The organism is Celeribacter sp. (assembly GCF_048270365.1).
Taxonomy (GTDB): domain Bacteria; phylum Pseudomonadota; class Alphaproteobacteria; order Rhodobacterales; family Rhodobacteraceae; genus Celeribacter.
Map to the genome: position 1 here is coordinate 21,849 of NZ_JBLWTA010000005.1, position 20,175 is coordinate 42,023.

General features: G+C 60.6%; 19 protein-coding genes and 1 tRNA gene. 3 read left to right on the plus strand and 17 right to left on the minus strand.

Features of this window, described 5'->3' with window-relative positions:
* The first annotated feature begins 7 nt into the window (after positions 1–7).
* A complete protein-coding gene (locus ACN0X0_RS08425; RefSeq protein ID WP_417278786.1) occupies positions 8–4,240 on the plus strand; it encodes a hypothetical protein in 4,233 nt (1,410 codons plus the stop codon).
* A gap of 613 nt (positions 4,241–4,853) precedes the next feature.
* Positions 4,854–4,930, plus strand: a tRNA-Arg gene (locus tag ACN0X0_RS08430).
* 54 nt (positions 4,931–4,984) lie between these two features.
* On the opposite strand, the gene ACN0X0_RS08435 is transcribed toward ACN0X0_RS08430, so the two are convergent.
* From ACN0X0_RS08435 to ACN0X0_RS08455, 5 genes are all read right to left on the minus strand, one after another.
* Positions 4,985–5,404 carry a hypothetical protein gene (locus ACN0X0_RS08435; RefSeq protein WP_417278787.1) on the minus strand — a complete coding sequence of 140 codons (420 nt, stop codon included), beginning with the start codon at positions 5,402–5,404 and terminating at the stop codon, positions 4,985–4,987.
* Between the two features lie 147 nt (positions 5,405–5,551).
* The gene (locus ACN0X0_RS08440) at positions 5,552–5,770 is read right to left on the minus strand and encodes a hypothetical protein (RefSeq protein WP_417278788.1); all 219 of its coding nucleotides are present in this window, start codon (positions 5,768–5,770) and stop codon (positions 5,552–5,554) included.
* Between the two features lie 55 nt (positions 5,771–5,825).
* Positions 5,826–6,032: a cold-shock protein gene (locus ACN0X0_RS08445; protein ID WP_417278789.1), complete on the minus strand. Its 207-nt coding sequence runs from the start codon at positions 6,030–6,032 to the stop codon at positions 5,826–5,828.
* A gap of 222 nt (positions 6,033–6,254) precedes the next feature.
* Positions 6,255–7,076: a transglutaminase-like domain-containing protein gene (locus ACN0X0_RS08450; RefSeq protein ID WP_417278790.1), complete on the minus strand. Its 822-nt coding sequence runs from the start codon at positions 7,074–7,076 to the stop codon at positions 6,255–6,257.
* 55 nt (positions 7,077–7,131) lie between these two features.
* Positions 7,132–7,320, minus strand: a complete 189-nt coding sequence (locus ACN0X0_RS08455) for a hypothetical protein (protein ID WP_417278791.1) — start codon at positions 7,318–7,320, stop codon at positions 7,132–7,134.
* A 785-nt stretch (positions 7,321–8,105) separates the two neighbouring features.
* Between ACN0X0_RS08455 and ACN0X0_RS08460 the strand changes: the two genes are divergently transcribed.
* Positions 8,106–8,369, plus strand: a complete 264-nt coding sequence (locus tag ACN0X0_RS08460) for a DUF982 domain-containing protein (protein WP_417278792.1) — start codon at positions 8,106–8,108, stop codon at positions 8,367–8,369.
* A gap of 159 nt (positions 8,370–8,528) precedes the next feature.
* Here the strand turns inward: ACN0X0_RS08460 and ACN0X0_RS08465 are convergent, their stop codons facing one another.
* From ACN0X0_RS08465 to ACN0X0_RS08520, 12 genes are all read right to left on the minus strand, one after another.
* The gene (locus tag ACN0X0_RS08465; RefSeq protein WP_417278793.1) at positions 8,529–8,747 is read right to left on the minus strand and encodes a hypothetical protein; all 219 of its coding nucleotides are present in this window, start codon (positions 8,745–8,747) and stop codon (positions 8,529–8,531) included.
* The gene (locus ACN0X0_RS08470; RefSeq protein ID WP_417278794.1) at positions 8,744–9,673 is read right to left on the minus strand and encodes a hypothetical protein; all 930 of its coding nucleotides are present in this window, start codon (positions 9,671–9,673) and stop codon (positions 8,744–8,746) included. Before ACN0X0_RS08470 ends, ACN0X0_RS08465 begins: the two co-directional genes overlap by 4 nt.
* Positions 9,674–9,863: 190 nt before the next feature.
* Complete coding sequence (locus tag ACN0X0_RS08475; protein WP_417278795.1) at positions 9,864–10,085, minus strand: hypothetical protein; 222 nt, start codon at positions 10,083–10,085, stop codon at positions 9,864–9,866.
* 563 nt (positions 10,086–10,648) lie between these two features.
* Positions 10,649–11,461: a hypothetical protein gene (locus ACN0X0_RS08480; RefSeq protein WP_417278796.1), complete on the minus strand. Its 813-nt coding sequence runs from the start codon at positions 11,459–11,461 to the stop codon at positions 10,649–10,651.
* A 192-nt stretch (positions 11,462–11,653) separates the two neighbouring features.
* The gene (locus ACN0X0_RS08485; RefSeq protein ID WP_417278797.1) at positions 11,654–12,841 is read right to left on the minus strand and encodes an integrase arm-type DNA-binding domain-containing protein; all 1,188 of its coding nucleotides are present in this window, start codon (positions 12,839–12,841) and stop codon (positions 11,654–11,656) included.
* A 343-nt stretch (positions 12,842–13,184) separates the two neighbouring features.
* Entirely contained in the window at positions 13,185–13,469 is a 285-nt protein-coding gene (locus tag ACN0X0_RS08490; protein ID WP_417278975.1) for a hypothetical protein, read from the minus strand.
* A 167-nt stretch (positions 13,470–13,636) separates the two neighbouring features.
* The gene (locus ACN0X0_RS08495; RefSeq protein ID WP_417278798.1) at positions 13,637–13,888 is read right to left on the minus strand and encodes a MoaD/ThiS family protein; all 252 of its coding nucleotides are present in this window, start codon (positions 13,886–13,888) and stop codon (positions 13,637–13,639) included.
* Positions 13,885–16,128, minus strand: a complete 2,244-nt coding sequence (locus ACN0X0_RS08500; protein WP_417278799.1) for a xanthine dehydrogenase family protein molybdopterin-binding subunit — start codon at positions 16,126–16,128, stop codon at positions 13,885–13,887. Before ACN0X0_RS08500 ends, ACN0X0_RS08495 begins: the two co-directional genes overlap by 4 nt.
* Positions 16,128–16,607 carry a (2Fe-2S)-binding protein gene (locus ACN0X0_RS08505; RefSeq protein WP_417263331.1) on the minus strand — a complete coding sequence of 160 codons (480 nt, stop codon included), beginning with the start codon at positions 16,605–16,607 and terminating at the stop codon, positions 16,128–16,130. The genes ACN0X0_RS08500 and ACN0X0_RS08505 overlap by 1 nt, the downstream gene beginning before the upstream one ends.
* Positions 16,604–17,470, minus strand: coding sequence for an FAD binding domain-containing protein (locus ACN0X0_RS08510; RefSeq protein ID WP_417263337.1), 867 nt, complete (start codon positions 17,468–17,470; stop codon positions 16,604–16,606). The genes ACN0X0_RS08505 and ACN0X0_RS08510 overlap by 4 nt, the downstream gene beginning before the upstream one ends.
* Positions 17,471–17,726: 256 nt before the next feature.
* Entirely contained in the window at positions 17,727–18,545 is an 819-nt protein-coding gene (locus ACN0X0_RS08515; protein ID WP_417278976.1) for a sulfite exporter TauE/SafE family protein, read from the minus strand.
* 30 nt (positions 18,546–18,575) lie between these two features.
* Positions 18,576–20,165 carry a gamma-glutamyltransferase family protein gene (locus ACN0X0_RS08520; RefSeq protein ID WP_417278800.1) on the minus strand — a complete coding sequence of 530 codons (1,590 nt, stop codon included), beginning with the start codon at positions 20,163–20,165 and terminating at the stop codon, positions 18,576–18,578.
* Positions 20,166–20,175: the final 10 nt, after the last annotated feature.

Here is a 20,175-nt window from a genome sequence, read left to right on the forward strand (position 1 = left end):
GCTCGCCATGGGTACCAACGTGAAGGGGAGCGTCGGGCTTCCGGGGCTCAATTTTGCAAGGTTCCAAGCCGACAGGGCAGGGCGCACCAAAGCCACCACGCTGGTTTCGAGCGCCAAACGGAAGACCAGCCCGCCGCCGCAGAAACTGCCCGAGCCGCCCCGAGTGAAGACCGCGACCCTGTTGGCCGCCGCCCGCAACCGCGCGCCTCAACCTGCGCCCAACCCGGCTCCCAATCAGGCCCCAAACCAGGCTGTGCCACCTCAGCTCAATGCGCCGCAAAATCTGCTGGCCCAGCCCGCGCCGCCGCCCGGCCCGCCGCCGATGAGCCCGGCTGCACAGGCGCGGCTGGCGGAGATGCCGGGCGAAGTGGCCGGGCTCGCCACCCGTGCGGAGGCCTTCATCGGGGCCGCGACCACCGAAACCGGCACCCGGGCCGAACAGCTGACCGAGCGCAAGGCTTTGATGGCCGAGATCGGCGCCGCACTGGCCGAGGTCGAGCAGGCCGCGCGTTTCAATCTCGCCCGGCCCGAAGTGGATGCCCTGCGGATGCAGCTCGTGGGGCTGGCGCTTGACGTGGCTCTGCCGGACCTTGCGCAGGTCCGCGCCGACGGGTGCGAGCTGGGTGACGAGGTGCAGGCCTTTCTGGTGGCGATCCATGCCGAGGCGCATCCCTCCGACCAGCTGCGCGACGCCCATGCGGGGCTGTCCCGCATCTTGGTTGACATGCGCGCGGGGTTTGCCGACCGGCCGGAAATCGCGGCGGAGGTCACCGGCGCGTTTCTCAAGGCGATGGCTGACACCCCGCTCATGCGGGGCACGGCGCATGGCCCGGTCGAGAAAATGCAGATGCTCGAACAGCTCACCCGCGGCCTGGCCCATGGTCTCGTCACGGTGGGGCCGACACCGCTTTTGAACACCGAGAGCGAGGGCGCGGCGAAGGTGCTTTCGGCACTCCGGGCCGAGCACTATGCCGATGGGGCGGCGCGGCATTTTCTGGCCACGCTCGATCCGCAGGCCGAGCCGGGGCTGGCGCAGGACGTGGCGGCGCTGGGGGCTGAGGGGCTGCGCGGGCTGGGCCACGAGGCGATCCGCGCGCGGCTGCCAGAGCGGCTGCGCGACGGGCTCGATGCCGCCGTGACGCGGGGCCGCGAGGGGGCGGCGCTGCGCGATGCCTACGAGGCGCAGGCCACCCGCACGGCCCGCGCGCTCGGCCCCGACCTGGCGCGGCTGGCCGAGGCCTCGGTGCTGCTCAAAGCGCGCGGCACGCATATGACCGGCGAGGATGGCGCGCCGGGGCAGGCCCCCGATGCGGTGGTCGACGAGATGCTGCAGGGGCTGGCCGGAACCAACAGGCAGGCTGCCTTCCAGGTCGCCAAGCTGGCGCTCACCATGGAGCGGCTGGCCACCGCGGAAGAGGCGACGCTGGGCTACAACCAATTCGGCATCGCCCCCGACGAGCGGTTCGACGCCGCCGCGATCCTGCAGATCACCGGGCTGTCGGAGAAGGACATCACTTCGATGGGCTATGCGTTGGGCGAGGTGGGGGCGACCTTCCAGCAGAACATGGAGCGGCTCGGCAAGGCCGGGTTCACTGGGGTCGGGCAGGTCAACGAGACCATGGACCGGATGCGCGGCCTCAAGGCGGTGATCGAGAACCGCGACATTCAGGACAATCTGCGCGCCGATCTGCGCAGCCAGACCCGGACAATGGGCACGCTCCTGCAAAAGGAGATCGCCACCGACGCGATGGAGAGCTTCGGCGCGGCGCTGGGCGATGACCTTTCGGCCGATGGCGGTACCGCGCTGGCGCAGGTCTTCGCGGGGATCGGCGGAGCGGTGCATGAGGCGCTCTTTGCCACCGAGACGGGCGCTCCGAGCGAGACCGGGCAGCGGCTCGACGCCCTGCAGGCGGATCTGGCGGTGAATGCCGAGGTGAGCCTGCAGGTGGCGCAGGAGCTGACCGCGCTCGAGGACGAGATATTGCTGCACCAAGAGGTTCTGGCCGACTACGCCGCGACCCATGGCCGGATCGACAGCCGACATCCTGAGGGGTTGAAGAGCGCGCAGCTCATCCTGAAGGTGATCGACCTCGACGCCACCGCCGCCAACCACCCGGAAGGGGCGGTGAAGGCGATGATCGAGCGCGAGCGTGACGCGGCTCTGCGCCAACTCAAGGGGTTCGACGCGACCCTGCTCAAGCGCAGCTGGAGCGGCAGAATGGCCCTTGGCGGCGGGCGGGTGCCGGGGCTCGATGCGGTCAGGGGGCTGAAGGACCAGGCCCGCGCCATCGTCTTCCTGCGGGAGACCGGCCCGGAGCGGATGGCCGGGCTGCGCGCGATGCAGACCGAGCTGGGTCTGGCCCGCGCCGAGCTCCTTGCCGAGCGGCGCGACATGGCGCCGAACCTGCTGGCTGCGGTCGACCGGATCATCCATTCCGCCGTGCTTTCGCAGGTGCCCTTCGACGCCGCCCCGACCGATGTGGAGTTCGGCTTCAACCCGGAATACGCCATGGCTGACAAGCGCGAGGAGATCGTTGCGCAGTTGCAGGACTGGGGGCTAGATACGGAGGCCTTTGCCACCGAGATCGATCGTGCCATCGAGGCGCCGCTCACCGGTCGCACGCTGGCCGACTGGCAGCGGCAGGCTGATCGTGGCACGTTCGACCAGCTGCTCGACACCGGGCTTGTGGAGCGCGCGCCGGCCAAGGGCAGCCGCTTCGGGCGGCTCGCGATGGATGGGCTGATGTTCCTGGCGAACAAGCGTCGGATCGGTTCGCAGATGCGGCAGGAACTGGCGGCGCTGGTTGAGGCGATGCCCAATGGCAGCAAATTCGACTTGATGAGTGGCACAGAGATCAAGCTCAACACCGGTCGCATCCCGCTCGAGCCCACCGCCACGATCACCCTGCGCGGGCGGCTCGCGGGCTCGCTCTTCAAGTCGATGGTGATCGAGACTGGCAGCTCGGGCGAGATCAAGCTGCTGGGCATGGCGGGCGGTACCGCCAAGCTGGGCGCCGATTTGCAGGCGGCGGTGAAACTGGCCGAGGCCGAGCTGGGCGGGGGCAAGGCCGAGGTGAAGCTCGCGGCCCAGCTTTCGGCCGATGCGGGCGGTGAGCTGGCGCGCGGCTTCCAGTTGAGCTTTCCGAAGGGCGAGGCGGGCCGACAGGCCGCGCTCGACACGCTCCTGCGCCTCACCGAACGCCAACGCCCGAGCGCCGAGATCTTTGAGACGGCGAGCGATGTCAGCAGCTTCCACCGGCAGAAGGGCAGCGTGGGACTGAAATCGGCGATCAGCGCTAAGGCGGCGATGGGCTGGCAGCCCGGCGGCAATGACGGCGATATGTTTGACGATGGCGAGGATGACCCTGATTACAAGTCCGGCGCCAAGAACAAGCACGGCTTCGGCATCAGCGCCGGGATCACCGCGCGCGTCGGCATGGGCGGCAAGAAAGAGGTCTTCCACGGGCTCGACAAGTCGGTGGTGAAGACCGAGGTGCAGACCGAGATCGGGATCAGCGCCAAGGCTTCGCTCTATGCCCAGACCTTCACCGCGCTCGGCATGGGCACCAGCGCGTTGATCAACGACACGGGCCTGCAGCGCGATATGGACGAGCGGTTCGACAAGGGAAGCGGTGACACGGTGGAGGGCAGCTGGACGGGGGGCGATGCCACCATGGCCACCGATATCGCCGGCATCAGCGCCGACATGAGCGTGACCTCGGTGCAGAAAAAGAAGCTCGAATTCGACGTGATCGGCGAGGACAAACGCGAGGTGCTGACCAAGGTGGAGCTTAAGGAAATCACCGATGGCGCCAACACCCCCACCATGCACCACATCATCGCCAGCTTCTCCGACGGCACGCTCGAGCGGCTGCGCGACACGCCGGAAAAACTGGCACAGGTGCGTGGCATGATCGACGAGATCGGCGGGCTGGGCCTGTCGAGCTCGCGGGTGGAAGTGGCCTATAACATCAAGTCCGACAAGCTGGCGCTGGCCAACGAGCTCTTTCTCGAGGCGGAGCTGGCGCGCAGCACCGGCGACAAGCGTGGCGCGCGGATGCTGGTCGCCGAGGCACAGGCGATCCTGGATGACCGCGAAAACTACGCGCCGGCCAAAATCTCGCTGATCGACAAGACCTCTGCCAAGGCGTCGGCCAATCGCGGGCGGGCGCCGCTGATTGAGCTCAACATGGTCTCGAAGGCCGGTGTCGAGCGGGTGGTGATGTCGGTCGGGCTCTGAGGGGGGAAGAGCCCTGCGGGAATATGAAGCTATAATTGCCGGAGAGCTTACAAAGGGTGAGGTCGTCAATTTGCACGACAGTGGTGTCGTAAAATCTAAGGCGCGGATTGTCGAAGCCGTTGATGTCTTGGAAGATGGCCCGTTCCGCGTCTCTGCGTGTTTGCCACGATCTGTAGGATGCATGCAGCCCTTGGGCGGGTGTCGCACGCGATGGCCCTATTCAATGTTCTGTTCAATGCCCTGTGCGCCAGATCAGGTTTCTTGCAGTTCGACGCGGAGACACTTCCGGCATCGGCGCTATATATGTTGAGGTCCGGTCTTTTGTTGAGGTGAAAGACGTCGCATAGGCCACATAAAAACTGACGTACCAGGTCCGCCCCGGCGGGCTTTTTTGTTGCCTTTTCATATGTTTCGCGGGATCTTGCCCCGATTTTTGCGAGATCTTTGCTCCGGGTCAAAAGGAGGTAAAAATAACCTATTGTTTGCGCTTGCCTTTAAGAACTCTCTCGAGATAACTTTACGCTGATTTTCACGGGTGCCGTTTCGTGATGTCTAAGCGCCGGTTCACCGGCGCTTTTTCGACCGTGACCCAGGTCTGATGTGGTCAAAGCGCGGTCCCTTAGCTCAACTGGATAGAGCAGCTGACTTCTAATCAGCAGGTTTGGGGTTCGAGTCCTCAAGGGATCGCCAATTTTATAAATAAAATCAATTTGATATTGGGTTTTATGGTGTTCTCTTTTGTTCTCATTTCAAATCGGGAAGCAATAAGGAAGCACGGGGAGGGCTTTTGAGGGTGTTGTTTAGAAGCAACTGCCGAGCCGCTTCGCGGTACTTTGGGCGGATTGCTGAAATTCGCTGCGCGGCAAACGAATGACCAGATGCACAACGAAGAAAAAACGGAAATCGTGTAAGCCCGGTATTCCATGAAAGGTGGCACATAAAAGCAAAACGGCAGAGACTATGCTCTGCCATTTCACCTCCCAGAGGCGCATCGACGAATGCTGATCGGCGCAAGAGGCGCCTGATCGCTCTCAGTCGGGCCGCCGGGAACACCATCTTCCATAAGCTATGGAAAAATGGTGTTATTCCTGAACGTTTCGCGGCAAAGCCTGCCGTGTTTCGGATGTCTTTTCCGCCGCCAAATGCCGAAAGAAATTCTGCCATCCGAGGTCAGCGACTTTCGTCTTTTCGACAAAGGACGTCGATACGGGGGAGTGTGCGCCCTGAGGCGTCTGTTTGGGTGTCATGTTTGGCGCTCCATCTTGATCCAGGGCTCTCCCCGGTGGGTCAGTGTGAGTCCATGAAAGTGGCTCAGCTGTTGGTCTCGTCAGAGACAGGGGCTGCGTCGGGCGCAGCCTGATGCGCATCGCGCGCCAGACGGGCCGCTTTGAGGTTGGCCGTCAATTCTGCGCGTCGCGCAGCTTCTGTTTCAATGATCTCGCGGGCCGCCGCAGCGGTGCGATCATGCGGAGTGGCCGGCTTGGTGGCCGTTTCGCGAAACAGAGAGGTGACTTTTTCTTTACGGGGCATAAGGCCTCCCTGGTCATAGGACCCGGCGATGATCGCCGGGTCCGAACCGGTCAGATCAGGCGAGTGCCAGATTGGTCGCGGACTCGCGGCCGTCGCGTCCGGATTCGACGTCGAAGGTGACGGATTGACCGTCATCCAACTGGGCGATGCCGCCGCGTTCCATCGCGGAGATATGGACGAAAATATCGCGTCCACCGGTTTCCGGTGCGATGAAGCCGAAGCCTTTAGATTGGTTAAACCATTTCACAGTGCCATTGGCCATTGTGATGTCTCCTGGATTATTTTTGCAGCCCACGTGAATGCGGTTGCCCGGCACAGTCTGATCGAAATGGCAGACTGGAACCGATAAGGGAGACAGGATGCAGATGGAAAAAACGTTGCTCCTATGGGGTACAGGACGGGGCTCCGAATAGCAAAGGAAAAGAAATAAAAGATTTTTCCGCGCAGTGCGACCCGTCTTGCGGACCTGTCTTTGAGCGGCACATCAGCTGATTTGATCGCTCCACACGTCGAACCCCGTCAGGACGTTCTCGCCGAAGGAATGGGTCAGCGGCACGTCCGCAGCATCGCGGCCCTGTGCGACCAGAACCCGGCCGATGCGCAGCATGTTGTTGCGCGGATCGAACACCCACCAGCGCCCGTCAAGCCATACCTCCATCCAGGCTGCGAAGTCACCCGGCGGATAGGGCGGCTCCATGCCGATGTCGCCCAGATAGCCGGTGCAATACCGCGCGGGAATGTTCATACAACGGCAAAAGGTGATCGCCAGATGCGCGTAATCGCGACAGACGCCCTGCGCGTCGCGATAGGCCTGCGCGGCGCTGCGGGTGGCATCCGCAGCAAGGTAATCGAAACGGATATGTCCATGCACGAAATCGCAGATCGCCTGCACCCGAGCTAATCCGGGGGGCGTGTTTTGAAACAACTGCCAAGCCGTGTCGGATAGGGTGTCGGTGTCGCAATACCGGCTGCCCAAAAGATAGACGAGCACCTCGTCAGGCAGGGCCTCAACCGGGGCCTGTGCGCCGATTTCGGGGCGCGCGTCGAGCAGGCCTGTATCCCGGATGATCGTTTGCGTCTCGACGGTGAAACGTCCTTGTGGCGCGATCATCCGTGTGCACCAATTGCCGAACCCGTCGCGATAGCCGCTCATCGGTACGCGGGGCGTTGTGGTGAGGTGGTCCGGATATTCCAAATCGCTGACCCGTGAGAAATGCACGTTCAAAAGCGCGATCATCGGGGTCGGTTGCGGCAGGTCGAACTGAAATCGACAGCCGAGTTTGATGCGAAGATCGGGAGCGGTCATAAAATGGCTCCTAAGCACATGGCGAACGGCGCGTCGAATGACGGTCTCTTTGAGTTCATGATTTGGTGCTATGGCGCGACCACGCCTTGCGCAACTCCGCGCCAACAGGGGCGTAGGAGTCGTCAAAAATCGAACGGCGCGGTTTCGGAGCCGCGTCCTGCGTCGCGGTCTTGGTCGGGCCTTTGCGCGCGATCGTCGGCTTTTTCGTATTGGTGTCTTCGCTGTGAGGTATCTGCTTGGTCATCGTGGGTATCCTTTTCGGGGGCAAGCGGCGCTACGAGGCGGCGATCGCGCACGCGCGAAGGCTCTCCTCTAAAGGGGCAGCTTGGAACCTGTTCGTTTGGTTGGTCGTCAGGATACGAGGAGAAACTGGGGGGCATATTGCGCACCGCAGTGATGGCGCGGGTCGTCGCCCGCCTGTGAGAATTTCCTTGTAACCTTTATAGATATGGGGGATCGCGCGCGATATTACCAGTGGAATGACGCGCAAACGGAACAACTTCCCCGTAGAGACCGCCGTCGACGGTCTGACGCCGCCGGGCAATCCGTGAGTGCCAAAGAATAATACTGTGCGTTTTCCGCAACTAAGCCGGGGTTCGCGTTTTTCTGAGGAAAACACCTCGCATTTCGGCGACGGAGCCTCTATCTCTGTCTGAGACGTTTGGCCCGTGGCTCATATGTTGACATATGGTTCGACAGGCCCGCAGACGTTTTCCTGTTGATGTGCAAATTGCGCCAGACAAATTGCGCCAGACAAATTGCACCAGACAGGGCAAGCGATTGGATTGACCGTCGCTGAAGTATTCACCTGACCAGAAGATAGGGTCCGCAGCACGTTTTGGCGTGTGTATTGCAGGTGTCTGGTGATCACATTCACCTGCGCCACGACCCCGGATGGTCAACCACTTGAGTTCCCGTGAACCAAGCCATTCTCAAGGGCAGATGCCGTAGGCCGCGTGCCACGACCTGTCCAAAACCGCGCCGCTTTATCGGTGGATCTGCGGTTAGCTGACAAGAAAGAAGAAGATCTTGATAGAAATTTATTGGGGCACGCCCCTGTCTCTCGTCACATCGCCCGAAGGCGATGTACAGAAATTCGGCACCATCGAGAAAGCCCGCTACTGGCTTAGCCGCAAATGGCCGGTATCCGACGATGCGCGGCAACGTGCACTGACGACAATTGACGCGGCCATGGACTGCATGGCACCCGTGGGCGAAGCGCGCAAAGCGTTTATGATGGCTGCAAAAACTGCGGGTTTCGTACCCGTGTTGGCAACGCAGACAGTCGCATAGCCAACATCGTTATCCATCAGATGTCTGCTTTCGGCTGCCGCCGGACATTCGCGGCTCTATGCGTGAAGGTCTGTTTTGGGCCGATTGCACCAGTTTGGGGAGTTCTCGCCCAAGGCGGGCAATATTTGCCCGCCAGATGTGTGATTTGATTTTGCGAGATCACCCCACAAACCGATACCTTTCCTTTGCCTTGCTGAGCTTGTTCGCGGCACGCTCTGGGTCGGCCTGTATCTCAATCCGTAGCCGCTCGCCCATATCCACCATATAGCCCTGTAGATCGTCACTCTCGACGCCCTCAAGGGCCGCCAGAGTGGTGCAATTGCCCAAGGTGAGGGCGAGGATCATTTTGATCTGATCGGCCTTGTGAACCTCCTTCACGGCGCTCTGGCGTCTACGTGGCTGCGCAGTTCAGTTAAGTCCGTCTCGGCGTCTACCTTTGCCAAACCCCAAATCTCATGGTTCGGCCAGCGGGCGCGGTTCGTGTCCGGTTCGCAATAGCGGATTTTCTCAAAGGCTTCCGCGATCACGTCGCCGAATTTGGCGTCGAAATCCTCCCATGTGGTGATGCCCCAGCGGTCTTTCATGATCCGCTTGCCCGCACGTACCTCCACGCGCCAGATTTGGCTCTCAGAGCGGTCTTTCGGGTCCAGAGGCGGCAATCCCTCGGAATTGTGGTTGGCGTTCCACAAGTCCCACCAGATCGGCTTGCGCTTGTCAGTGACTTCCAGACGCTTGTCATAGATGGTCACTTGTCGCCCGGGCATCTTGCCCACGGTAACGGAAGTGAAGCGACCGGATTTCCCATTGCTCCGTGTATGGTCCTCGGGCGTCAAATGATCCGCGCGGTTCGTGTGGCTGTGGATCACAAAGTTCTCCGGCGTCAGCTCAAACTCAGGCGCCAGAATATCGACGCAAAAGTCGGTGCGTCCAATGCTGACCTGTCGCGGGCCATAACGCACGCCCAGTCGTTCCAGCGTCTTGGCGATATATGCCCTGACAAAACCCAGCCCTTGGGTGGCGAGCATGAGCGAACCGACAACAATGCGGATGCCCCAAGGGTCACGGGCGTTGGGTTTCTTAAAGAACCATGTGACATTCAGAGGCCCGCCTTGCAGCACAAAGCGATAGCCTTGTACGCCGTGCGGCAACAGGTCAAACTCCGCCCCGCCATAGCTCACAGCGCGGCTCTCTCGGGCGTCCTCGGCCTCTTCGCGGATCGGGTCGAGATATTCGAACAGCTCGGGCGGAATATTGGCCTCAATCGACAATTCCAGACGGTCAAAGCCACGGTGAAGGATGTTCATTGTTTTGGTCTTTCTCTTTGGCGGGCGGTATTTCCAGAGGGGGGTGCTACAATCACCCCCCTCATTCGGCCGATGCCGCGCGCCTTGGTTGGGAATGTTCAGGGAAGTGCGGGCGCTGGCGCGCCCTTTAATGGTGCCTCCGGCGGGGCAGCGATTGTTTTGGGGCCGGGCTGGACGCCCGGCGCTCCAATCAGGTGTTGGCCGCAAGCTGCTTTGCGATCAAGCTTTCAGCCCGTTCCGCGCATTTGGAGAGGTTCAGCAGGTCATTGTGACCGAAGCTCGCGGTGTTGCGCCAATCGCCCTCTTGGGTCTTGTAGGCGCGTGTCAGATCGACGGAATAGAACCCGTCATTGTTCCAGATGGTGGCGGTGATCAGGCCGATTTTGAACCTGTATGCAGGTTGGTTTGACATGGTGATTTCCTTTTTCAATGTCGCGGCAGCGGACATAGAAAGGGCGCGAGGTGGCGATGCCGTGCCCCGCGCCCCTAGAGCCATCCGGCCCCAAAATCCCGCTCGTTGCTGCCAACTCCGAACGGGCAAAACTCTATTGAATTAGGAAGGTGCGCAGGTCGTGTTGGCGACGCGCTTGGCGCTGATCCAGTCTTGCAGATCGCAGCGCGTGTAGCGCACGGATCGGCCCGAGACCTTGATGAACAAAGGCCCGCCCCCGCGCACGCGCCAGTTCTGCAAGGCGCGCACGGAATAGCACAGGTAGCTGGCCGCGTCCTTCTCGTCGATCAGGCGGTCGTAGTAGTCAGGATCAAGTTGTGTTTGTAGCTTGTTGCATTTCGTTGCCTCGGTTTGTTGGACTTGATGAGGGCAACGTAGACAGGCGAAAAAGCCCGAAATAGACGCCGCATTTCTTTTTAAAATGCGACGGGGCTTTGTTTTATTTCTAATATTTATATTTCAATGCCTTGCGGGAAATTATTCCGCTAAAAAAATGAAATGAAACGGCGCGCAAAGCGGGTGTTTTATTCCAGTTCCTTCTTGCGGCCCTTTTTCCGCCAAGCCTCAGGGGCGGTCACTTTCCACACGGCATTGAAACCGCGTACGGAAAGGGACGGGAACATCTCTAGGTCTTGTTGGCGTAGCGCCTCTGTTGTTTTGGGTTTCACCGGCTGTTTGGCAATCAGGTCTCTAAGCCATTCCGTCAGCTGGGCCTCTGTGGTGAGCCTATGTTCCTCGTTGTCGGGTTCTGGCCGGGCGAAACGGTTGGACCAGATTGCGAACATTTCCCTAGAGACAAAGGCGGGACCGCGCCGCAGGGCGCTTTCGCCTTTCGGAATGCGGATCATCGAGAGCGGGTAATAGACCCGAAAATCGCTGCGTTGGCACCAGCTTTTCCACGGGACAATTCGCGACGTGCCGACGATAAGCTGCAAATCACCGGCGTTGAAGGCCTGCGCCAGCTCCTTTTCGACCGCTACCCGGCGCGAGAAACCGGCGTGATCCTTTAGCCATGTATCGGAAACCTTTGGTAGCTGCGCGAGTTCGGCCTTGGCCTCTTTCATGCGCGTATTCATTGCCCCGAGGTTATCGCTCGTTTCTTGAAACTCGCTGTCAGATAAATCCATGGCCATTAATGCGTGCGGCGGTGCCATGTCGTTCTGCAAAGAGGTGATTTTCGCAAACAGCTCTTTGCGCTGCTCTTTGATCTCGTTTGGGTTCTCGGTGTCACGGGACCATGCTTCTTCCCCCGTCCAATCTTGGGGGAACATGAGGCGTCCCGTTCGGTCGAACACTTCAAGGAGGCTGTAATAAGCGGAGAGATCAAAACGTAGCATGGTCGTTTCTTTAATTAGGAAAGAACGGCTTGCCTATGCCTCTCATGGTTGAGATGGCTCTTTAATTAAGGGAATGGGCATATTGAACCGATACGTTACGAACCTATCCGCCATATCGTAGAGATACGTTACGTAGAAACGGGTTTCTTAATTACCTAGGTAATTGGCTGCATTGGGAAGCCGCTACGCCACCTACCGAACGACACGCAACGCAGCGCCGTCATGCCTGTCCCTATTACGTACTGCACGGGCAAGTCGCGCCGCTACAGACCCGGCGGCTTTTTGAACCGCGTCATCGGCAAGGTGCGCATAGCGCAAAGTTGTCGTCAGGTTTTTGTGGCCTAAAATCTCTTTCAGTGTGAACGGGTCGATCCCGTCTTTCATCGCGACGGACGCATAGGTGTGACGCAGATCGTGGATACGCACGTCATTCAAACCGGCCCGTTCCCGAATGCGCCGCCATGGACGCGCCAAATCGGTGATATGCCCGTCCTCGGTCACACCTAAGATCACATAGGGGTTTCCATCACGGCGCGGCAGTTGCATCAGAATGTCGTAGGCTTCTCGCGGCAGCGGGATGCGTCGTCGCCCCGTCTTACTGTCGGGCAGGCCCATATGGGTGTAATACACATAATCCCATTTGAGTTCCGCGATCTCATTGCGACGACAGCGCGTCAGCATCAGAAGCATGAAGGCCGAGACCACATGAATGGTCTCGCTGCCTTCCTCCAAGACCTCTTCGAAGGCGACGCCCAAACGGTATTGTTCCTCTTCGGAAAGGTAGCGCTTCTTTTCCTCCTCGCGATATTTCTTGATCCGGCGTGTCGGGTTGCTGCCTTCGTCGCGCAGGCCCCAATCTTCTGCCGTATTGAACATCTTGGACAGGACCATCAGCGTCCGGTTCGCGTGATAGGGTGTGTTCCGCATATCGAAATGCAGGGCAGCCACATCGGCGCGCTTCACGTCTTCGATCAGATAGGACCCGAGGCGCGGCTGAACATGATTGCGAATGATCGTGCGATAGCTGCGCACGGTGGAGGGTTTGCAATGCTGCTCGGCATATTCCTCTAGGAAACGGTCACAGAGCGCCGCCATGGTCGGGGCATGACGCACACGCCGTTTGTCCTCGGCGGGATCGGCACCTTGAGCGATATGCCCGAGGTGACGCATGGCAAGTTTGCGGGCCTCATCCGTGGTCAGCGGTCCGTGCTGCCCAAGCGTCATCCGCCGGGAACGCTTTCCGACGCGGTACTGAATGACATAGGTTTTCTTGCCTGTTGGATAGACACGAACCCCGAAACCACGCACCTCGCTATCCCATTCGAAATAGCTTTGCGGTCTCGTCTCCAACCCTTCAATCGCGCGCTTTGTCAGTTTCATATTGTTGTCTCCTCAAACCATCGGCGCGAAATCGGGAAGCTATAAGGAAGCAAAATGCGCCGAAACATGGCGTTATCTCTGCGACATGAGTGCAAAGACAGTCAATTTAAGTTTTTGTTTTCACTATATTTTTGTCAGTGTAGCGTAGTTGGGAGAAACCGCCTGAGCCGAGCTTCTAATCAGCAGGTTTGGGGTTCGAGTCCTCAAGGGATCGCCAATAAAATCAACTGTCGCAAGAACTCTTTGAGGGGTAGTCAGACCGTCGCGACATACAAAGGATGGTCGTCCTGCCATTTTGTGGCGAGTGGTTGCCCTGCCAAACTTTGCCCGAACCGGGTTTCCTTCATAGCAATGAATCCTGAGCATTCTGATGCGCTTGGAGCCGCTCAAGATCGGACATCGTGTCTATGTCAGAGAGGTCCTCCAAAGGCGTCTGCACTCCCAGTGCGCCAGCCATGATGCGACGCGCGCCTCCTTCGCCACGTTGCGGAAGAAGGTCGATTGCCTGTCGGGGCAGGATCGTCGGAACGCCGATGTAGTCGGTGGCCTCGGTTACGATGATGTGGTCTGGGTGCTGGCCTGATGCGGTGAGGAGCGCCAAGAGAGGCTCGGGACGGATCAACGGCATATCGGCCAAACAGATACAAAAATGGCTGACCTCTCCCGTTCCCCTGGCGCCGCCATGTCAGTTTCAATCACCTCAAGGCCAGCGCTTTCGGCAGGTGTCGCAACGGTGGTGGCCTCATGCCAATGACTGACATGGTTTTGTCCTCGGAGAACCTGTTGTGGAAAGGCCTATCCGCCCTTTACCCGCTGCATGAGGTAAATCTCGTTCGATGGTGCGAGGGGGCGGTGCCGCCCGCCGTTGATGATTTCTCCATCAACGGCGACCGAAATACCGGCCTCGAAAATCGGACCGAGACCGGGGTAGGCCTCCACCAGCGCATCGAGCATCTTGCCGATGCTGCTGGCCTCTACTGTGACGACCTCAAGCCCCCCTGTAAAGCGGCGCAGGCCGGCCCACAGATGAACGGTGAGTTCACTCATTCTTGCGACGCCTTCAGAGCGGCGAGGACTTTGGTCGGGGTCATCGGCAGATGTGACATCCGAACGCCGGTCGCGCCCTGAATCGCATTTGCAATCGCGGGCAGCGGTGGCGTGATCCCCGTTTCCCCCACGCCGCGCACGCCGAAGGGGTGCCCCGGATTGGGAACCTCCACGATCATCGTGTCGATCATCGGCAGGTCAGAGGCCACGGGCATGCGGTAGTCGAGGAAGATGGGGTTCTGAAGACGACCATCCTTGCCGTAGACATATTCCTCATTGAGCGCCCAACCGATGCCCTGAACGGCACCGCCCTGATACTGGCCCTCCACATAGGACGGGTGGATCGCCCGTCCCGCATCCTGCACCACGAGGTAGCGCAGAATTTTGGTGAGGCCGGTTTCAGGGTCGACCTCGACGTCCACAACGTGACAGCCAAAGCTGGCCCCAACCCCATCGGGCACGGATTCATGGTGGCCAGAGATCGGTCCGCCCGTCGCCCCCATGTTTTTCGCGATGTCCTTGATGCTCATCGGAGGGTAGTCGCCCGCGTTCGGACCCGCAGGTTGCGCGGCGCCGTCGCCCCATTCGACAGCCTCTTCATCAATGCCCCATTCGTTCGCGGCGCGTCGGCACATTTCCTTGATCGCGGCGCGGGCGGCGATGGTGGCGGCCTTGCCGGTAGCAAAGGTGGCGCGGCTTCCGTGGGTGGGTTCGTTGACGCCAAGCGCGCCGGTTTCCACCACGTTCACGCGCACATCTTCATAGGCGATGCCAAGCGTTTCCGCGACCATAAGGGCAATCGAAGCACGGCTGCCGCCGATGTCCGGCGTTCCGACGGACACCTGAGCGGTGCCATCCTCGGAGATCGCCATGGACACGGAGGTCTCGCCGTTGTGGTTGAACCAATAGCCAGAGGCCACGCCGCGTCCCTGATTGGGACCGAGCGGCACCGAAAGGTTCGGGTGCTTCGCGGTCGCTTCCAGAACCTCGACGAGACCGATGGAGCCAAAGGTCGGACCATAGCTGGCCTGATCCCCTTCGCGCACGGCGTTCTTGAGGCGCACTTCCATCGGATCGAGATCGAGCTTGCGGCACATCTCGTCGATCAGGCTCTCGACCGCGAAGGCGCCCATCGGCGACCCCGGTGCGCGGTAGGCGGCGCATTTCGGGCGGTTTGCGAGCACGTCGTAGCCAATGTGTTCGACATTCTCGATCTTATAAGGGGCAAGGCAGCAATAGAGCGCCATGTCCACAGGCGCGCCTGGGAAGGCCCCGCCCTGCATCCGAAATTCGGCACGGGCGGCGGTCAGTTTTCCGTCCTTGGTCATACCGATTTTCACGTCCATAGAGGCCGACGCGGTCGGCCCGGTGGCACGCAACACTTCGGAACGGCTCATGACGATTTTGACGGGACGTCCGCCGGCCTTTTGCGACAGCGCAAGGGACAGCGGCTCCATGAAGATCGTCGTTTTGCCGCCAAATCCGCCGCCAATCTCGGACGGGGTCACGCGAAGCTGCGCAGCGTTGAGGCCCAACACGGCCGAGCACATCTGGCGAATGAACCACTGACCCTGCGTGCAGACCCACATCTCGCCCTTGCCATCGGCCCCCAATTGGCCGAGGCAGGCATGGGGTTCGATATAGCCTTGGTGGGTCGCTTCGGTCTTAAAGCTCCGTTCCATGACAAGATCGGCGTCTTTGAAGCCCGCCGCCGTGTCACCTCGCCCAAACTCGAAGTATTTGACGACATTGGGCGGCATGCCTTCGGGCACGCTGGCGTCGGCGGCCCCTTCGCGAATGACCGGCGCATCGGGTTTGATGGCGTCATCCACATCCGTCACATGCGGCAGAACCTCATAGTCCACCTCGATGAGCCGAACGGCCTCCTGTGCGATCAAGCTTGAGGTCGCGGCGACGGCGGCAATGGCGTGACCATCGTAGAGCGCTTTCTCGCCCGCCATCGTGTTTTCCTGAAGGTTCCACTCCTCGCCTGTGAGGCCCGTCGGGAAATCCGCGCGGGTCACGACGGCTTTGACACCGGTGAGCGCCTCTGCCTTCGAGGTGTCAATCTTGAGAATTTTGGCATGGGCGTGCGGGCTGCGGAGCACCGCGCCCCAGAGCATCCCCGGCGCCGTGATATCCGCGCCGTACCGCGCGCGGCCCGTGACTTTGTCCAGACCATCGGGGCGATTGGGGCGGGTGCCGACGAGACGGAATTCTCTGATGTCATCTTTGGGCATCAGGCGGCTCCTCTCATCTCAGACGCGGCGTCCATGACGGCACGAATAATTTTGTCGTAGCCGGTGCAGCGGCACAGATTGCCCGCGAGCCAATACCGGACCTCCGTCTCCGTCGGATCGGGATTTTTCTCCAAGAGCGCCTTGGCCGCGACGAGAATACCCGGCGTGCAGAACCCGCATTGCAGAGCGGCGTGTTCGACGAATTGGCGCTGAAGCGGGTGCAGCTCTTCGCCGTTCGCCATCCCTTCGATGGTGGCGATCCGCTTGCCCTGCGCCTCGACGCCGAGCATCAGGCAGGAGCTGATCAGAACCCCGTCCACCGTGACCGAACAGGCGCCGCAATCGCCGGTCCCGCAGCCTTCTTTCGAGCCCGTGAGCCCGAGGTGATCGCGCAGACAATCGAGAAGCGTTTCGCGCGGGTCCGCGAGGAATTCGACCTCGTCGCCGTTGACGACAGTCGTGACATGGATCTTGCTCATTGGGCGTCTCCTTTCGCGCGATCATAGGCGATGTGTGCGACCCGTTTGGCGAGCACGCCCGCGACGTCGGTTCTGAATTCCGCCGTGCCGCGTTTGTCGTCAATCGGATTACAGGCGGCTCTCACGGCGGTGACAAGTGCGTCAATTGCCGTGTCATCGAGCGTGCTTCCAATCAGCGCAGCCGCCGCATCCGGCACAAGCCGCACGGTCGGCGCCACCGCTCCCACCGCAACGCGGGCCTCTGTGATCGTGTCGCCGTCCACGCGCAGGCTGATCGCGCATCCCGCAACGGCAATGTCCATTTCCGTGCGCGGCGTGAAGCGTTGATAGGCGTCGCCCCCATGCGCCCCGCGCGGCGGAATGAGGATGCCGGAGATCACATCACCGGGCGAGAGCGTTGTTTTCCCCGGTCCTGCCGGAATGTCTTCGACCGGAACGGTGCGTACTCCGGTCAGACCCGTGATCTCCACAGAGGCCTGAGCGGCAACCAAACCCGGCACGCTATCTGCGGCGGGGGACCCGTTGCACAGATTGCCGACGAGCGTTGCGCGGCCCTGAACCTGTGTCGATCCGACGAGTTCCATGCCTTCGACGACACCGGGCCAGTCGGCCACAAGTTCCGCATGATCGCCGAGGCGTGCGCCGGAGACGGCAATGCCGATCCGCCAGCCGCCGTCGGGCGTGCGGGTGATGTCCTGCGTGCCCGGAATGTGTTTCAGGTCGATCAGGGTATCCGGCAACACGGTGCCTGAGCGCATCTGGACGAGAACGTCTGTTCCGCCCGCGAGAAAGCGGGTCAAACCTGTCGCTTCTGCCGCGCGTTTTGAGGCGTCCTCAAAGGATGATGGGGTGTGAAAATCCACAGGAGTCCTCTCGGTCATTTGAATTGTCTCAACGTCAACAGTGTGAGGAATAGCCAGCGTTTGTCAAACCACGCTGCATGCAATCGGGGTACAGCATTTCTGCCAAGCCCCAGTCCAAATTGTCAGTTGACCTCAGATTTTGCCAAAGCGGGCATGGGTCTCATGCATGAAATCATGGGCGAAAGGAGGTATCGTTTCGCGCTGGTCCTGCGCGGCGGCCTCTCGATGAGAGGTTTGTGAAAATCAACTGTGAAACTTAGCCCAAAGCACTTGAGAGCATCTTGATCGACGTGGCGGCGAGGAAAACCGCAAAGGTCAGTTTGATCCATTTCCTGTCGAGTTTGTGCGCGAGTGCGGTGCCGACGGGCGCGAAGGACACCGTGAAGGGCAAAATCAGAAGCGCTGCGGGAATGCTGACAAATCCCAAAGAGAAAGGCGGACGAGAAGGAACGCCCAGGCCGGAGAGGATAAACCCCATGACGGCCGGGATGGCGATCAAAACCCCAAAGGCGGAGGCCGTTCCGATGGCGCGTTTGATGTCAAAGGAAAAGGCACTTAAGGTCGGCACGGAGAGTGTCCCCCCGCCGATCCCCATGAGCGATGAAAACCCGCCGATGATGTAGGATATGACCACATTGACGAGACGGTTTTGGGGGAGATGTGAACTCAGGACGAGTGTTTTTGGCGTCGCCATATTGAGTGCCACCAATAAAGCGATGGTGCCGAACACAAGCTTTAGCCCTGACGCCTCGATGTATTTTGCCGCAAGCCCGCCCGTGAGTGCACCGAGCATGAGGCCGGGGGCCCAGAGTTTGAGCAGAGAGAGATCGACACTGCCGCGTTTGTGATGCGCCCTTGCCGATGAGATCGATGTGAAGATGATTGTCGCCAAAGAGGTCGCGACGGCCATTTGCATCGTGAGGTCCGGCGGAAAATCCATGAGGGTCAAAATCCAGAAGAGGACCGGAACAAGGACGATGCCGCCGCCAACGCCAAGCAAGCCCGCCATGATCCCGGCGAGGATCGCGGTGGCAATCACGCCCGCGATGAGCGCAACGAGGTCAAGCAAGGCCATATCTGTCATAGAGTCATACATATCCGTGCGTTAGAACCCAAGCGCCATGCCGTCTTTTCGCGTGTCGCTGCCGCCGATGAGAAAGCCCGTGTCTTCACAGATGCGGATCGCTTGGCTGCCTCCGATCGGGCTTGTTTGCACCGCGAGTTTGTGACCTCGGGCGGCCAAGTCGTTGCGAACGCTTTCGGAAATGCCGGGTTCAATCTGGAGTATATCGCCCTCGGCAAAACTGCGCGGCGCATCCATGGCCGCCTGAAGCTCCATGCCGCGATCGAGGAGGCCCGACAACAGCGCCGCGTGACCTGCCGCCTGATACTGGCCACCCATGACGCCGAAGGGCATGACCGCTGCGCCGTCTTTGCAAAGCATACCGGGAATGATGGTGTGCATCGGAAGCTTGCCCGGCCCGATCGCGTTAGGATGGCCTTCGATGAGGCGGAAACTTGCCCCGCGTGACTGAAAGAGAACGCCTGTCGCGGGATCGAGACGGGTGGAGCCGAAGCCGTGAAAGAGGGAATTGATAAAGCTGATTGCATTGCCATCTCGATCCACGACGCACAGGTAAACTGTGTCTTTGTGCGGCGGCTCGTCCCAAAGCGCGGGGGGCGCGGCGCGCGCCATATCGATCCGACTTGCGAGCTTGTCCACGACCTGATCCGACAGCAAGGTCTCTGTAATGTTGGGGCAGGCGGCAGGATCGCCGATCAGCGCGTCGCGGTGGTGATAGGCGAGTTTGGCCGCTTCGGCATGGAGGTGGATGCGATCGGCCTCAGACAGGGTCTCGCCCATGTCGAACTTTGACAGGATTCGCAGGATCAGAAGGGCAGCAAGCCCCTGACCATTGGGCGGACATTCGAGGACATCGTACCCGGCATAGCGTGTCGAAATCGGCTCGACCCAATGGGCTTGATGTGCGCCTTTGTGAAAGTCCTCTTCGCTATGGAGCCCTCCAAGCGCCTTGAGATGCGCCACCATTTTGGCGGCTGTCTCGCCTTCGTAAAAGCCTGCGACCCCTTTGGCGGCGATCTCGCGCAGGCGGGTGCCGAGCAGAGGTTGTGCATGACGTTGGCCCGCCTTGGGCGCCACGCCGTCGGGAAGGAAAAGTGCTGCGGCATGGGGGTCGCCACTGACCAGTTCGGTGCAGGCCGCCCAGTCCATCGCGACGCGTGGCGTCACTGGATAGCCGTTTTCCGCATAGTGGATCGCACGCGCAAAAAGCCGGTCCAGAGGAAGCGAGCCATGGTCGGCATGCAGGCGGCACCACGCCGAGACAGAGCCGGGGATGGTCACGGCATGCGGGCTTGTCTGGGGGATTTCGGGGCCGAGCCCGGCGGCCTTCAAGGCGTCCAGTGTTGCGGCGGCAGGGGCACGGCCTGAGCCGTTTAAAGCCTTGATTTTGCCGCCCTTCGGGGCGTAGATCGCGAAACAATCCCCTCCGATGCCGGTCATGTGCGGTTCGACCACACATTGAACCGCGACGGCGGCGATGGCGGCATCGACTGCATTTCCCCCGGCTGACAGGATGTCGAGACCTGCGGCGGTGGACAGGGGGTGCGAGGTGGCGATCATGGCCTCTTGCGCGAGGGTGCTGGGACGGCGGGCAGAGAAGAAATCGAACATATCTAAGCTC